Here is a 16,674-nt window from a genome sequence, read left to right as displayed (position 1 = left end):
ATCGCTTGCCTTTTCAAAAACATGATGTATAATAAAACTTAATCATATGTATAGACATAGAATTGGGAGTGAGCTAGATGAATTACAAATTTCCTGCAGATTTCTGGTGGGGATCTGCTGCAAGTGGTGCGCAAACAGAAGGAATCGCTACAGGTGATGGAAAAGGCGAAAGTATTTGGGATCGTTGGTATTCAAATGACCCGAGCGTTTTCTTTAATGAAGTTGGTCCAGACCAAGCTTCGCGTGTTTATGAAATGTATAAAGAAGACGTAAAACTGATGAAAGAAATTGGACATAATTCCTATCGCACATCTATTCAATGGAGCCGTTTAATTCCAGAAGGACGCGGAAAAGTAAATCCGGATGCCGTAGCATTCTATAATAGTTATATTGATGAACTAATTGAAAACGATATCGAACCGTTTATTTGTCTGTATCATTTTGATATGCCAATGGCAATGCAAGAGATTGGTGGATGGGAAAGTAAAGAAGTTGTTGAGGCATATTTAGAATTCGCAAAAACTTGTTTTGAATTATTCGGCGATCGTGTGAAAAAATGGTTTACGCATAATGAACCTATTGTACCGGTAGAGGGTGGATATTTATATCAATTCCACTATCCGCTAGTTGTTGACATGAAGCGTGCCGTACAAGTGGCTTATCACGAAACGCTAGCAAGTGTGAAAACGATTAAAGCTTATCATGAAGCTGGTTATGATGGAGAAATTGGAATCATTTTAAATCTTACACCAAGTTATCCGAGGAACGAAGAAGATCCGGAAGATGTAAAAGCTGCTCAGTTGGCCGATGGATTTTTCAACCGTTCATTCTTGGAGCCTGCTATCAACGGGGTATTTCCAGCTGATATTGTGGAGCTGATTACTGAATTAGATTTGTTACCGGATTATACCGAAGAAGAATTAGATCTTATTAAAGCAAATACCATTGATTTATTAGGAATTAATTACTATCAACCTCGTCGAATCAAGAAAAAAGAAAGTAAATCGGAATATGATTCAGTTATGCCTGATGACTATTTTGATAACTATGTTTGGCCAGAGCGTAAGATGAATCCTTATCGTGGCTGGGAGATTTATGAAAAAGGTATTTATGATTGCTTAATCAATATTCGTGATAACTACGGTAACATTCCTTGTTTCATTTCTGAAAATGGAATGGGAGTTGAGGGAGAAGAAAAGTATATTAATGAGGAGGGTAGAATAGACGACGATTACCGGATTGAATTTGTATCTGATCACTTAAAGTATGTTCATCAAGCAATTCAAGAGGGATGTAATGTTAAAGGGTATCATATGTGGACTTGTATGGATAACTGGTCATGGACAAATGCTTATAAGAACCGTTATGGATTTATTGCAGTTGATTTAGAGGATAATCGTAAAAGAACAATCAAAAAGAGTGGCTATTGGTACAAAGAGGTTGTAGCGAATAATGGTTTTGATGATTAAATATTACTTTATTTCGATTTAAGAAAGGAATAATTCAGATGAATTCCATAATTGATAAAATTGCAGAGAAATTAACACCTATAGCAGGTAAACTAGGGCAAAATCGTTATTTAGCAGTTTTGCGTGACGCATTTATGCTGGCATTTCCATTAACAATGTTTGGTTCAATTGTAGTTGTAATCAATAACTTGCCATTTTTCTCAAGTGATACCCAAGGCCTACTAAATGGTCTCTTTGGAAATGGACAGAATGCCACAATGTCTATTATGACGCTATTTGTATCATTTGGTATTGGTTACTACCTCACTCACTCTTATGAAGAAGATGGTGTTTTTGGCGGGGTTGTTGCTTTAGCATCATTCTTGATTTTAACGCCTTTTAATTTTACGACTGCTGAAGGTGCAGAAGTAAGCGGCGCTTTATCTTTAGATCGTTTAGGCGCAAAAGGTATGTTCGTTGGTATGATTGGTGCCTTTATTGCCACAGAAATTTATGTGCGTATTAAGAAAAAAGGAATCACAATTAAGATGCCAGAAGGTGTTCCCGATGCAGTTTCTCGTTCCTTTGCTTCCTTAATACCAGCAATTGCAACATTAACTATATTTAACTTACTAAATGCACTAGTGAATGGTGCATTTGAAACAAACTTACATGATGTAGTCTACACGATGATTCAACAACCGCTTGTTGGCTTAGGCAGCGGATTACCTGCAACATTGATTGCTTTATTCTTGACACAAATTCTTTGGTTCTTCGGTCTTCATGGACAAATTATTATTAACTCCGTAATGGATCCAATTTGGCAAACACTCGCATTGGATAACTTGGATGCATTTAATGCTGGGAATGAACTTCCTCACATTATTACTAAATCCTTCATGGATACTTTTACAGTTGGTTTAGGTGGGACAGGTATGACATTGATTGTCGTTGTCATCATGGCATTCGTTATGAAGAGTCGTCAAATGAAGGATTTAGGACGTTTGGCAATGGGACCTGGAATCTTTAACGTAAATGAACCGGTAATCTTCGGTATGCCAGTCGTATTAAACGCATCAATCGCAATACCATGGATTATCACCCCGTTGATTGTGGCTACTGTAAATTATTTTGCAATGTATTTAAATATTGTACCTCGTCCAACTGGGGTGATCGTTCCTTGGACAATGCCTGTATTTTTCAGCGGTATGATGGCAACAAGCTCAATTATGGGTGGGGTTCTGCAGTTAGTCGACCTCCTTATCATTGGTACGATTTGGTACCCATTCTTGAAAGCTTTGGATAATGTTTATGTACGCCAGGCAGCAGAAGTGGAAGCAGAAGCAATAGAAGCGTAAATAAAACAATAAAGATAGTAAACTCTGTTTTTCACTACGAAAAGCGGAGTTTTTCTTTTTTTCAAAATAAATAGATATTGTAAAGGCTTTTTATTATTACTTTTGTTAACAAAGGTTATCTATACAGACGATTTTTCGCTATAATAGAGGAGTAAATGCTAGTAGGCAGGAAAGTAGTTGAGGTGGAAGATGAGCAAAAAGTATGAAGAAATAGCGGAAGAGTTACGACGTCGTATTGATCAAGGAATTTATCGGGAAGGGAAAATGTTGCCACAACAAATTGCATTAGCGGAAGAATTTGGTGTCAGTCGAATGACACTAAAAAAAGCCATGGATATTCTTGCTATGGAAGGATTATTATTTCGTAAAAGAGGGGTAGGAACATTTGTCCATAAAAGTACACTTTGGAATACCGCTAACTATAAGGCAACGGAATATCGTGGATTAACGGTACAACTGCCTGACAAAAAAGTAGAGAGTGAAATCATCTCTTTTGACATCCAATTTCCAACAGAGAAATTACAAACACTACTTATGCTAGATAGTAATGAAGCTGTTTATCATATTGTTCGTTTACGTATTGTTGATAAAAAACCATATATTCTAGAAGATACTTATTATGTGGTGGATATTGTAAAAAATTTAACAGAAGAGATTATTTATGAATCCATTTATGAGTATATTCGTTCGAATTTAGAATTAAAAGTTGGTGGTGCCTACCGAAAAATCAGCGCAGATATTCCGACAGAACTTGATATAGAACATCTTGAAGCAACTGATCGAACACCCATACTGGAAGTGGAACAAGTTGTCTATCTGGCAAACGGTGTACCATTTGAGTATTCAAAATCAAGAAGCAGATATGATATGAGGAGTTACACCATTACTGATATTATTCCAAATTAATGCTAGGAGGAATTTTATGGATCAATTTAAGGTATTGCTAGCATCAATAAATGATGAGAATCAATTGCAAGTAAAAGTAACAGATATGAATCGTGGTGATTTGCCAAAAGGAGACGTACTTATCAAAGTACATTATTCAAGCGTAAATTATAAAGACAGCTTAGCTGCAACGAATATAAAGAGCGGAGTTGTGCGCAACTATCCCATGGTTTTAGGAATTGACTTGAGTGGAGTTGTTGTAGAATCAAAAGTAGCAGAGTATAAAAAGGGCGATAAAGTGATTGTAACGAGCTATGATTTAGGAACAAACTATTTTGGGGGTTATAGTGAATATGCATCTGTACCAGCAGAGTGGATTGTCCCGTTACCAGATGGACTTAGTTTAAAAGAAGCGATGATTATAGGAACAGCTGGTTTTACGGCCGGTCAATCTGTAGTAGCTCTTGAAGAACACAATATTAAACCAGAAGGTAAACCCATATTAGTTCGAGGAGCAACGGGCGGAGTAGGAAGCATGGCTATTCAAATGCTTTCAAACAAAGGTTACTCTGTGATTGCAGAGTCTCGTAAAAAAGAGAGTCAAGCAGATTACTTATTTAATTTAGGAGCAAAAGAAGTTTTCTCTCCAGAAGAGATTCAATTAGAAAAGAAGAAACCTCTATCACATCAACGTTTTCAAGCGATTGTTGATCCAGTAGGCGGTGAAAATCTTGCTGATTATCTTGCTCAGCTAGAATATGGTGGTTCTATAGCTCTAAGTGGAAACGCTGGAGGAATAAAATTCCAAGCAACTGTTCTTCCTTTTATTTTACGTGGCATTAATCTGTTAGGGATTGATTCTGTTCAATACCCAAAAGAGAGACGGCTGGAGTTATGGAAGCAACTTGGGAATGAAATGAAACCAGAGAAGTTATCACAAATGATTGATCGTGAAGTTACATTATTGGAATTACCAGAGACATTCGGTCGATTAGTTGCCGGTAAGATGGCTGGACGTATTATTGTCGAAATTAGTAAATGAAAAATCCTTTTTTGCTATTTATGCAAAAAAGGATTTTTTTAATAGACTAGGGAATTATAAGTTCAGCCATCAATGTCTAGCTCCCAAGTCCTGGCCTATCGAAAAAAAGATAAATTTGCCCCATTGCGCGCTTCGCTGCTCGCTAACGCATATCATTCGACTAACCCGCTGAAGCGTGAAGTCTCCTGACAATTCAGGGTCAAATTTCCTATTTTTTCATAGGCCAAGGTGGACTTGTCCGCTTTTCTAATTGCGAGAGTTCTATAAGTTTTTCTGCTCTAAATGTCTAACATACCAATTTTCTTTCCCCTCACATCCCTTGCTTGCTTTATTTTGTCTACTGAACAATAGTTTTGCCCCCACTAGATGGAATTAATACCTAATATTGTCCAGTGAGGGCATAGAAAATTGCCACTGAATGAAATTGACAAATGAACATTAATAAGAAGACCTGGAATTATTGATCTGAGAAACTTTTCAGCTTTCAACGAATATCTCTTAGGTAAATATAACTGCTGAAGTATTCTTCAAACAAAAAAAGCAGTCAAAGGCACCTAAAGCACCCTCAACTGCTAAAAAAATTAACTATCTTCGGGGCTGGGAAAAAACTCCCAGCCTCTTTCCTATACCCGAATAATGTAGCGTAAATGTGCTCAAAAAGGCAGCCCCGACGTCCACTTCACGAATCATGCTCAGATGGTCTGCAACCATCTTGCGCTTATTCGCTCCAGTGATTCGGGGCTGAACGCCTTTTTTCCCACTCTCAAAAGACTCTTTATCTACGGAAGATTGTCCTTTTCAATCTCATTTAACGGAATTTCCATTACTTTTTTAATTGTATTGAATGTAGACGTCTAGATTATAAGGTGTGTCTCCACTGACTATTTGATTGGTTTCATTAGAGAATTCCTTATAAGGTCCTCCTGTAACAAATACAAAAGTAGTCAATACATGTTTGCTTTCATATTTCTTCATTTCTGAAAAGATATGTTCTGGAACGATTCCTAACTGAATTCCTTCAATGGAGAGGATTGGTTTTGTACGAGTATCGATGTCTACATTCATCGTTGTTATTTCTTCATACCTGTAAACTCTTTTCGTTCCAATAATAAAATCATCATCAACCATCCCTCTATAAAAATTTTGAAAAGGATCTTCGTTGACCATTTTACTTACGATGGATTCTATCAAATTCGATGTTGCATTGAAGTCATTTGCTGTTAATTTTGTTTCAAAAACAATAGGAGAATTTTCTGTTTCTTCTATATTAATAGGTTGTACAATTTCAGAAGTTGTCTTTTCTTTTTTATTTTGTCTAAAAAAATCAAACAAACCCATTATCTCACCTCCTGTACTTTCATTTTTCTGACCAAGCAGTCTCTAATGTCTTGACGAATATCTCTTCCGGCTGAGCTCCGGAGATGGCATATTTACGGTTAAATATGAAGAAGGGTACACCTTGAATGCCGATTTGATGAGCTTCTTTTATATCAGAGCGTACATGATCGGTATATGCATCTGATTCTAAAATGCGAAGGGCATCTTCTTTGTTCACGCCAATTTCTTGTGCAAGTTCTGCCAAGACATGGTAGTCACTGATTACTTTTCCTTCAATAAAATGAGCATGTTTCAATCTTTCAACGTACTCATTTCCTTTGCCGAAAGAGGCAGCGTAATGATAGAGGCGATGCGCATCGAATGTATTAGCAGTTTGCGCGATATCAAAACGAAATTCAAGCCCCACTTCTTTTGCTGCTTGGGTAACTTGATTAAAAATACTGTGTACTTGTTCCATGGGCATGCCTTTACTTTCAGAAAAAGTTTCATAAATCGATTTGCCGGGAACGTATCGGGCAGAAGGGTCTAATTCAAAACTCCTGAATTCGATTTCAATTTGATCTTTATGTTCAAAATTCTTTAAAACGTGGTCCAGTTTTTGTTTTCCAATATAGCAGAAAGGACAGACAAAATCTGACCAAATTTCAATTTTCATAAGTTTCACTCCTTACTAATTAGGATGTTATTTATAAGTATAACATGGATTGTTTCGTCTCAAAAATTAATTTTCTGATAACCATTCCAATATTTTTAAACCCAGTTAGATTGGAAATAATACTTTACAAAACTATAAATTAAGCTATAATGTAAACGATTACTTGAATAGATATATACTTTTGGAATTTAAAGACAATATAAATAAAGGTGGAATCCTCATGATAAAAATGATTCATGTGAATGAGAATGAAAAATCGTTTCATTTAACAAATGGGAAGCTAAGCTATCTTTTTCGGGTAATGGAAGAAACAAATATACTCGAGCACTTATACTATGGAAAAGCAATTCAGACGATGTCTTCTTATGATTACTTGATTGAAAGAGAGGTGCGTCCTTCTAATAATCTTTATGAAGGAAATCATACGACTTCTTTAGAACATGTCAGGCAAGAATCTCCTGTTTATGGAACAACCGATTTTCGGTATCCAGCTGTTGAAATTCAATATGACGATGGCGATTACCTTTCACATTTTGATTACGTTGGTTATGAGGTACAAAAAGGAAAACAAAAAATAAAAGGTTTGCCGATGACCTTTTCAGATGAAGAGTCTGCAGAGACGTTGATTATTCAAATGAAAGATCAATATTCTGAATTAGAATTATATCTCTTATATACTATTTTCGAAAATCAATCGGTCCTTGTACGCAGCTCAAAAATGATTAATAATGGGACAAATACTTTATCGATTGAACGCCTCATGAGCATGAGTATAGATTTCCCAGAAAATGAGTTTGATTTTATCCACTTGTATGGAGCATGGGCAAGAGAGACGCATGTGGAGCGAAAACCATTAATCAGAGGAGTTCAGCAAATCAGCAGTACGAGGGGAGCCAGCAGTCATGTTCATAATCCATTTATGGCATTACCCCGTCCAAGTTCAACGGAACAGCAAGGGGAAGTATTTGGTTTTCACTTTGTTTACAGTGGAAACTTTTTAGGGCAAGTTGAAGTTGATTCTTACGATGTAACGCGTGTGATGATGGGAATCAATCCTTATCAATTTTCATGGAAGTTAAATCCTCAAGAGGAGTTTCAAACCCCCGAGGTAGTAATGGTTTATAGTGATCAAGGGATAAATGGAATGAGCCAAACCTATCATTCATTTTATTTAGATCATCTTGTTCATCCTAGATGGGCTCGTAATAGCAGACCGATCTTAATCAACAACTGGGAAGCTACTTATTTTAATTTTACAGAAGATAAGATTATGGAAATTGTTGAAGAAGCCAAACAGCTGGGTATCGATTTGTTTGTATTGGATGACGGCTGGTTTGGAAAGAGAAATGATGATTCGTCATCACTAGGAGATTGGACAGTAGATGAAGCAAAATTGCCGAACGGAATGAAGGGACTTATTCAAAAAATTCATGAGAAAGGGCTTAAATTTGGGTTGTGGTTTGAGCCTGAGATGATTTCGAAAGGAACATCTTTATTTAATGAACATCCAGAATGGCTCACCGGTCATCCGAATAAGAATATTTCACATGGACGCAATCAGTTTGTTTTAGATTTTTCGAGAAAAGAAGTGGTAGAGGCTATTTTCCAGCAAATGGATGCTATATTGGAAGGAAATAAAATTGATTATGTAAAATGGGACATGAACCGCTATATTTCAGAAGCCTATTCAAATAATTTATCGTCAAATCAACAAGGGGAAGTTTTTCATCGCTATATATTAGGTGTGTACGAGCTTTACGAGAAACTGCTCGAAAAATATCCTGACTTATTAATCGAATCTTGTGCAGGTGGCGGGGGGCGTTTTGATCCAGCGTTATTATATTATGCGCCTCAAACATGGGCTAGCGACGATACAGACGCCGTTGAACGATTAAAAATTCAATATGGTGCTTCAATGGTATATCCGTTGTCTTCAATTGGCGCTCATGTTTCAGCAGTTCCAAATCATCAAGTAGGCAGGAAAACCTCTTTAAAAATGAGGGGAGATGTAGCTTTATTTGGAACCTTTGGATATGAATTGGATCCTACCGAATTAACAAATGATGAGAAGACAGAGATAAAACAGCAAATTTTATTTGTCAAAGAGTATCAAGAATTAATTTTTAATGGTGATTTTTATCGTCTGTTCAGTCCTTTTGAAGAAAATGAAACAGCATGGATGGTCGTTTCAAAAGATAAAAAAGAAGCACTAGTAGGACATTATCGTGTGCTTGCTGGACCGAATCCACCATATAAACGACTAAAATTACAGGGATTATTAGAAAATAGTGCTTATACGGTTAATGATGAAAAGCAAATTCGATATGGAAGTGATTTAATGAATGTCGGATTAATTTTAGGCGGCAACTTTATCGGCAGAGCAAACGATTATTGGGCACAAGAAAAGGAAGGCGATTTTTCCAGCCGGATTTATTACCTAAAAAGCAAAGAAAACTAGATAAGGATATGTTATTTATTTTTTAGAGAAGAAGGTGATTTTTTGCAAAAGTATAGAATGATTTCAAATGACATTCGAAATAAGATTCTAGATAGAACATATCAAGCAAATGAACAAATCCCTTTTGAAAGGGAATTATGTGAAATTTACGACGTAAGTAAAATGACAGTGAAGAAAGCTCTTGATCTACTTGTTACAGAGGGACTGATTATTAAAAGACGAGGTTCCGGTACTTTTGTAAAAGATATGGGACCTGAAGAAACAAAACGAGTTACGATGGCGAATCAATTCAGAGGAACAACCGCAATAAGTCCAGGAGAAAAAATAGAGAGTGAGATACTTGATTTTTCAATTGTACATCCACCAGAAGAAGTCGCTGAAAAGCTGAACATGGCTCTTGATTATTTTGTTTATGACATTTATCGTGTCCGATTAAAGGAGGGAAACCCTTTCGTTATTGAAAAAACATACATGCCGATTGATATCATCCCTTATTTAAAGAGGGAGAACGTTTCAGGTTCGATTTATGAGTACATTGAGGAGAAATTATCTCTGAGTATTCAAAGTGCGCATCGTGAAATAACCGTTCGAAAAGCAACTGATTTTGAAGCAGAAAAATTGAACTTGGAATATGGAGATCCCGTTGCGGTCGCGGAACAAGTTGGTTTCTTAAGTGCAGGAACTGCCTTTGAATATTCTATTTCTGTTCATCGTTATGATATGTACGCAGCACAAATTGTGTTAACAAGAAATTAAAGTAGAAACGAGGAAAAGATATGCAGATAGCAGTATTCGATATTGGCGGAACAGCAGTTAAATATGCCGTTTGGTCACAAGAAGAGGGTTTGACAAATCAATCTAAGTTTTCAACCCCAGAGACATGGGAAGAAATGAAAGAGACTCTCAAAAATACCTTTCAGCTATTGAAAGAAAAATCTGGAGCATTTGTTGGTGCGGCTTTTAGCTGTCCTGGAGCTGTCGATACGGTAGAAGGAGTAATAAAAGGAATTAGCGCTGTCCCTTACATTCACCATATTCCCCTTAGAGAAGAGTTAACAAAGTTGTTAGGAGTGCCTGTAAGCATAGAAAATGATGCAAACTGTGCAGCTCTAGCAGAACTATGGCAAGGAGCAGCTTCAAATATTCAAAATGCATTATTTTTTGTCATTGGGTCTGGTATTGGTGGGGCAGTCATTATAAATCGAGAGTTAGTAAAAGGGCAGAACTTATTTGGCGGAGAGTTTGGCTACATGCTTCTTGAGGAGAATAAAACGCTTAGCGATTTAGCAAGCCCTGTTCGAGCGGCAAATGAATACCAAGAAGAACTCGGTATCGATCAAGCCATTTCTGGAAAGATGCTTTTTGAACGTGCGGAAGAGGGGGAAGAACTAGCTCAAAGGTATGTGAGTCGTCTCAAGACAAGTTTAGCTAGAGGGATTCAGCTATTACTGGTTGCATTTAATCCAGATAAAGTTATTATTGGAGGAGGGATATCAAGCCGTGAGGAATTGATATCAGATGTTTCTGTCCTTGTTAATCAATATTTGGAGAAAACCAAAGCAACGGATGTACATGCTGAAATTGTCGCTTGTCATTTCCTTAATGATGCAAATTTATTAGGAGCCGTTGCATCTTATGCGAATCAAACAAAACAAATCAAGCTAAAGTAATGGGATAAGGAGAGGGTATTGTGAATTCTTTTGACAAAATCGCTAATGACTATGATGAAGATATTTATCCTTTAAATACAAGAGAATTCGTATTACCAACTGTTGATATACTAGAAAAACTATCTCCAGGAAAAGATATTTTAGAGTTCGCAGTTGGCACAGGCCGTATTGCGATTCCATTATCCAAACGAGGCTTCCAGCTTTGGGGAATGGACAACTCTAAAAAAATGCTGGAGGTTCTCAGCAAAAAAGAAGGTAATCAAAATGTTCATATGGTTTATGGCGATATGAGTAAAACAAAATTAGATAAACAGTTTGATATGGTTTATTTAATTTTTAATGGAATCACTTACTTATTAGATTTAGAGAAACAAGTTGCTTGTTTTCAAAATACAGCGGATCATTTAAAGCCAGGCGGTATTTTTGTCATTGAAACATTTATTCCAAGAGTAGATCAGATTGTGAAGGATGATATTGCTCCTTATGCTCTGGAAGAAGAATATCTAGGCTTTGATAAATATGATCGTATTAATCAATTAGTAACTTCTTATCAGTACAATCTTGCCTCAAAAGATACGGAATCCTATCAGACAAAACACCGCTACCTATGGCCATCTGAGTTGGAACTAATGGGAAAACTGACTGGATTTGAATTACTTCATAAATGGGAAAATTGGGAAGAAGAACCACTTACATCTACAAGTGAAGATTGTATTATGGTTTGGAAGAAAAAGTAAAAATAGAGAGTGGGAAAAAAGGCGTTTAGCCCCGGATCACTGGAGCGAATAAGCGCAGGATGGTTGTAAACCATCAGAGCATTATTCGTGAAGTGGACGTCGGGGCTGCCTTTTTGAGCACGTTTATGCTACAATTTTCGGGTATAGTCAAGGGGCTGGAGTTTCTTCCCAGCCCCTATTTCCTACGTTTAGTCAAGTGATATATATCTAATATTTATCTATTAGTATATGTATCTTAAACTCTTCATTGGAGAGTTGGTTCAGAGGCTAATCTTGATAAGAAAATAGGCATGCTAAATAAACATCCCTTTTACTATTTTTTTGCGGGGTGTTGTGCTATATTAACTGTAAAGTTGGGCTCTTAGAGGCCATGTACGCATAGTCGTACTTGGTATGGTTCCTCACCATGGAATGCATACATTTGAGTAGTTTGTTCATGCAGGCTACGACTGCAACCTTATCCTTCTTGGGGATGGGTTGCTTTTTTAATTTATAATAATAATCCACGACATGATTCGGGGCAGCCTTTTGTTGGCGAATCATGTTTCTCACGCAAAAAAATAATATTTTCCTGCCTTTCGGATTGCCCCGTTTATTAATGTGGTCCTTGCCTGTGTACTTGCCGGATTGATATCGGCGGATATCAATGCCCACAAAAGCGTTCAGCTGATTGGGCGTCTCAAATCGTCGCACGTCGCCCAGTTCACCGATCAATAAGGCCGAGGACAGTTCACCAATCCCTGGGATGGTGATGTATAAATTGTGTTCCGGCAGTTCCCGCGCTGTTTCTATCAACTGGCTTTGGAGTGCCTCCTTTTGGAGGAGCAGATCTTGGAGCTTTTCCGCATAATAGCTCGTCTTTTGACAGTGGACACTGTTTTGGGTTACAGCCGGATAAGCATCCTGTGCCAGAGCGATTAAGTCTTCCGCCTTCTTGCGGGCGCGGTTTTCCGATATTTTCTTCCGTGTGGATTTAAGTAATAAGTTTTTTATTTTTGTCGGTGTGGACCGCAAGACCAAATCGGGGTGTGGAAACAGACTGATTATCGTCAAGGCGTAAAGGTTGATTTTGGTCGAGAAAAACTGTTCAAGCTCTGGGAACACGAGTTGGAGACAGTTATGCAGGTGCATACGTGTTCGTTTGACTTCTTCTTCCACCTCCTGATAGAACCGGGATAAATCACGTAAATCCTGGTAAACATCTTCCTGTACCACCTTCGGTGTCCGTCTTTTCCCGGCATGGGTTTGCGCCATCTTGTGGGCATCCTGTTTGTCGGTCTTCCAACTCCTTAAGGTATCTTCTTCCAGTTGCTTTTTGGCTTGTAGCGGATTTAGCAACGTGTAGGACAGATCGTTTTTTTGGCAGAAGGCTTCTACAGGCCGGGAATAGACGCCTGTGGCTTCAAAAACTACATCCGGATTCTGTGGCAGGCTCTGTATTTCATTCAACAGGACGGTGAACCCTGTTTTGGTGTGAGCGATGATGCCCTCCCACAGGCAAGTGTTGCCTTCATAGATTACGGCGTAGCTTTTCTTCATGGAAACGTCTAACGCTACTACAAACATTATTTTCTCCTCACTTTCTCGTTTAGTTTGAAAGACCCTCACTGATTCATTCCGATTCCAATTTCCTTTACACGGACTCGTAGTCCCACATACTTAAACCTGATTCTGAAATGACAGTGAAGGAGCTCGGTTTTTGTTTCGGACTCTAAGTCCCTGGGGCTTCGGTCGAGCTTCCTTTCACCACTACTATACCCGAAAAAAGAAAATAGCAGGCAGAATCCCCCGTCGGGGTTTCTACCTACTAATCTTAGTATGTTTTTTTATGCTATTTGTCAACATAATTTAAAATGTTTTTTAGAATTTAGTATACAAAATATGTAACAGTTAAAATGAAGAATAGTTTATTGAAAGTTCTTGACAATAGTCAATGTGTGCATTATCATTTAGTTAGTTAATAGAACAAATTAACTGTTCAAATGATTATCTCTTGTGTTTTAGAGATAGGGTGGAATATTTTTATTTTCTATTTTATTTTAAAAGGAGTAGATGTAAGCAATGTCATATCATAAGGATTTTTGTTGGTTACAAAAGAAAAAGCTAAAGAATCATCCCTTTAATAATTTTATAATTAAGAATGCTACTAGTTTACATGAAACATTGAAAAAAGAAGTTGCATATTTTTTTGAAATTTCTTTAGTAGAAGAATCTGAGGCTTCTTTAATTTTAGAAGTAAAAGAAGAATCTTCTATTCATCCGGAAGGATATAAAATTACGGCTGAAAATAAGCAAGTAAGAATTATATCGAGCTCTGACAAAGGTTTATTGTATGGTGTATACCATTTAATAAGATTGTTTCAAAAAACAAAATTTGTAGAGGAAGAAATATTATCTGAACCAGAAAATCAGACTAGAATGATTAATCATTGGGATAATTTTGATGGTTCTGTCGAACGAGGATATGCAGGTAAATCAATATTTTTTGAAAAAAATTCTTTTAGAAGAGATGATGAAAACAATGAATTATACGCTAGATTGCTAGCTTCTATCGGGATTAATTCTCTAACAATCAACAATGTAAACGTACACAAAGAAGAATCTTATTTTATAACAGATAAATACTTAAATGAAATCGCTCACTTAGCATCTATTTTCCGTAAATACAACATCAAATTGTTTTTAAGTATTAATTTTGCAAGTCCAATAGAAATTGGAAATATGAAAACTGCAGATCCTTTAAACGAAGAAGTACAAGAGTTTTGGAATAAAGTAACTAAAGATATTTACGATGTAATTCCAGATTTTGGTGGGTTTGTTGTAAAAGCAGATTCTGAAAATAGACCAGGGCCCTTTACCTATGGAAGGACACATGCTGATGGAGCAAACATGCTTGGTAGAGCATTAAAAAAACATGATGGAATTGTTTTCTGGCGCTGCTTTGTATATAACAACCATCAAGATTGGCGTGATCGTACAACGGATAGAGCAAGGGCGGCTTACGATCATTTCTATGAACTAGACGGAGAATTCAATGATAATGTTATTCTGCAAATAAAAAACGGTCCTATGGATTTTCAAGTGCGTGAAGCGGTTTCACCTTTGTTTGGGGCTTTAAAAGAAACTAATCAAGTACTAGAATTCCAGATTACACAAGAATATACTGGCCAACAGAAACATATTTTTTATCTTGTACCACAGTGGAAAGAAGTATTGGATTTTGATACATGGATGAAGGGAAAAGGATCGACTGTCCAAAAGGTATTAAAAGAATACCCAGCTAAACAGAAAAATAATGGAATAACTGCTGTTGTAAATGTAGGTAGAGATGAGAATTGGACAGGACATAAATTAGCACAAGCAAACCTATTCGGATATGGAAGATTAATATGGGATCCATCTTTATCATCGGATAGTATTTTGGAAGAATGGATGAACGGAACATTTGAATTATCTTCTAATGGAAAAGAGATTTTGAAATCTATGATGTTAAATTCATGGGATACATATGAAAAGTATACATCTCCATTAGGAATCGGCTGGATGGTTGAACCAGGACATCATTATGGTCCTAATATTGATGGTTATGAGTACTCAATGTGGGGAACTTATCATTTTTCGGACAGTAAGGGTCTAGGTGTTGATCGTACGGTGGCAACAGGAACAGGATATACTCGACAATACCATGATGAAGTTTTTGAACAGTATGAAGATGTTGCTACCTGTCCAGAAGAACTGCTTTTATTTTTCCATCACCTACCCTATAATTATCAATTAAAAAGTGGCAAAACAATTATACAACATATTTATGACACACATTTTGAAGGATATGAAGAAGTAGAACGATACCAAGTTAAGTGGAAATCGTTGAAAAATGAGGTTGATGAGACTACGTATTTGAATGTGAAGGAAAGAATCAAAGAACAACTTCAATCTGCTCGAGAGTGGAGAGATCAAATTAATACATACTATTATAGAAAAGCAGGAATACAAGATAAAAAGGGCAGAACAATATATTCTTAATAAAAAAAGCTCTCTTGAGTATTTTTATAATTTGACAAAGAGGAGGAAACGGTATGGACCAAGAAATTGATCGCTTGAAGGACCAACCCGAAACTGGTTTTATTACCTCGCAACAAGAGAAAGAAAACAAAAAAAAGAAGCAGGGAGATAGATTTAGTTCCACTGTTAAAGCATTGAAAAAAGATTGGCAGCTTTATTCTCTTTTAATATTGCCTATTGCTTATTTAATTATATTTCAATATTTACCAATGATCGGAAATGTAATCGCTTTTAGAAAGTTCGTTCCTGGTGGAAGTATGTTTGGTGAGGAGTTCGTTGGTCTGCATTATGTAAGAATGTTTATTAATGATCCAACTTTTTGGCGCGTTTTTAAGAATACATTAATGTTAGGTGGACTTACTTTATTATTTAATTTTCCACTACCAATTATTTTTGCGATATTACTTAATGAAGTGAAGATTAATAAATTTAAAAAATTTGTGCAAACTGCTTCCTATTTACCACATTTTATTTCAACAGTTATTGTAGCAGGGATGATAATGGAAATACTCGCTTCCAATGGGATTGTAAATCAGCTTATTGAAATGATTACAGGGGAAAAAATTATATTTATGCAGAGTGCTGATTGGTTCAGAACAATATATGTTGGATCAGAAGTTTGGCAAAGAACAGGTTGGGGAGCAATTTTATACCTTGCTGCATTAACTAATATTGATCCAAATTTATATGAGGCAGCAGCGATTGATGGCGCTGGAAGGTTAAGACAGACATGGCATGTGACAATACCGGGTATTCTACCTACAGTTGTAACACTACTAATATTAAACATCGGTAGCTTTATGAATGTAGGATTTGAAAAGATTTTATTACTCTACAATCCACTTAATTATGCAACATCAGATGTTGTTTCTACTTATTTGTATAGAATTGGCTTAATATCTAATAACTTTAGTTATTCTACTGCTATTGGCTTATTCCAAGCAATCATTGGTTTTGTATTAGTCATGTCTGCAAATATGATTTCTAAAAAAGTTACTGACAGAAGTCTTTGGTAAGGGGT

General features: G+C 36.5%; 13 protein-coding genes. 10 read left to right on the top strand and 3 right to left on the bottom strand.

The window, feature by feature from the left end; translation table 11 throughout:
* The first annotated feature begins 77 nt into the window (after positions 1–77).
* The 4 genes from EJN90_RS02065 (at position 78) to EJN90_RS02050 (ending at position 4,733) form a co-directional block, all read left to right on the top strand.
* On the top strand, positions 78–1,469 hold the full coding sequence (locus EJN90_RS02065) for a glycoside hydrolase family 1 protein (protein WP_126108642.1): 1,392 nt from the start codon (positions 78–80) through the stop codon (positions 1,467–1,469).
* A gap of 38 nt (positions 1,470–1,507) precedes the next feature.
* Positions 1,508–2,806, top strand: a complete 1,299-nt coding sequence (gene celB, locus EJN90_RS02060; protein WP_126108641.1) for a PTS cellobiose transporter subunit IIC — start codon at positions 1,508–1,510, stop codon at positions 2,804–2,806.
* Between the two features lie 189 nt (positions 2,807–2,995).
* Complete coding sequence (locus EJN90_RS02055; RefSeq protein WP_126108640.1) at positions 2,996–3,712, top strand: GntR family transcriptional regulator; 717 nt, start codon at positions 2,996–2,998, stop codon at positions 3,710–3,712.
* Between the two features lie 16 nt (positions 3,713–3,728).
* Entirely contained in the window at positions 3,729–4,733 is a 1,005-nt protein-coding gene (locus EJN90_RS02050) for an oxidoreductase (protein WP_126108639.1), read from the top strand.
* Between the two features lie 831 nt (positions 4,734–5,564).
* On the opposite strand, the gene EJN90_RS13830 is transcribed toward EJN90_RS02050, so the two are convergent.
* A complete protein-coding gene (locus EJN90_RS13830; protein ID WP_164543946.1) occupies positions 5,565–6,071 on the bottom strand; it encodes a hypothetical protein in 507 nt (168 codons plus the stop codon).
* Positions 6,072–6,090: 19 nt separating this feature from the next.
* Positions 6,091–6,726: a DsbA family oxidoreductase gene (locus tag EJN90_RS02045; protein WP_227872552.1), complete on the bottom strand. Its 636-nt coding sequence runs from the start codon at positions 6,724–6,726 to the stop codon at positions 6,091–6,093.
* A 229-nt stretch (positions 6,727–6,955) separates the two neighbouring features.
* On the opposite strand from EJN90_RS02045, the gene EJN90_RS02040 reads away from it, so the two are divergent.
* Genes EJN90_RS02040 through EJN90_RS02025 form a run of 4 tightly spaced genes read left to right on the top strand, consistent with a single transcriptional unit; the run spans position 6,956 to position 11,591 of the window.
* Positions 6,956–9,184: an alpha-galactosidase gene (locus tag EJN90_RS02040; protein ID WP_126112207.1), complete on the top strand. Its 2,229-nt coding sequence runs from the start codon at positions 6,956–6,958 to the stop codon at positions 9,182–9,184.
* 42 nt (positions 9,185–9,226) lie between these two features.
* Positions 9,227–9,940: a GntR family transcriptional regulator gene (locus EJN90_RS02035; RefSeq protein ID WP_126108638.1), complete on the top strand. Its 714-nt coding sequence runs from the start codon at positions 9,227–9,229 to the stop codon at positions 9,938–9,940.
* A 20-nt stretch (positions 9,941–9,960) separates the two neighbouring features.
* Complete coding sequence (locus EJN90_RS02030; RefSeq protein ID WP_126108637.1) at positions 9,961–10,854, top strand: ROK family protein; 894 nt, start codon at positions 9,961–9,963, stop codon at positions 10,852–10,854.
* 20 nt (positions 10,855–10,874) lie between these two features.
* Complete coding sequence (locus tag EJN90_RS02025; protein WP_164543974.1) at positions 10,875–11,591, top strand: class I SAM-dependent methyltransferase; 717 nt, start codon at positions 10,875–10,877, stop codon at positions 11,589–11,591.
* A gap of 336 nt (positions 11,592–11,927) precedes the next feature.
* Here EJN90_RS02025 and EJN90_RS02020 read toward each other — a convergent pair whose 3' ends face one another.
* Positions 11,928–13,157: an IS110 family RNA-guided transposase gene (locus EJN90_RS02020; RefSeq protein ID WP_407657512.1), complete on the bottom strand. Its 1,230-nt coding sequence runs from the start codon at positions 13,155–13,157 to the stop codon at positions 11,928–11,930.
* Between the two features lie 495 nt (positions 13,158–13,652).
* Here EJN90_RS02020 and EJN90_RS02015 point away from each other — a divergent pair, with 495 nt between their 5' ends.
* Positions 13,653–15,614, top strand: coding sequence for an alpha-glucuronidase family glycosyl hydrolase (locus EJN90_RS02015; RefSeq protein WP_126108635.1), 1,962 nt, complete (start codon positions 13,653–13,655; stop codon positions 15,612–15,614).
* 53 nt (positions 15,615–15,667) lie between these two features.
* Complete coding sequence (locus tag EJN90_RS02010) at positions 15,668–16,669, top strand: ABC transporter permease (RefSeq protein WP_126108634.1); 1,002 nt, start codon at positions 15,668–15,670, stop codon at positions 16,667–16,669.
* Positions 16,670–16,674 lie beyond the last annotated feature (5 nt).

Source organism: Jeotgalibaca ciconiae (assembly GCF_003955755.1).
Classification (GTDB): Bacteria; Bacillota; Bacilli; order Lactobacillales; family Aerococcaceae; genus Jeotgalibaca; species Jeotgalibaca ciconiae.
This window is presented reverse-complemented; position numbering and strand designations above follow the sequence as displayed.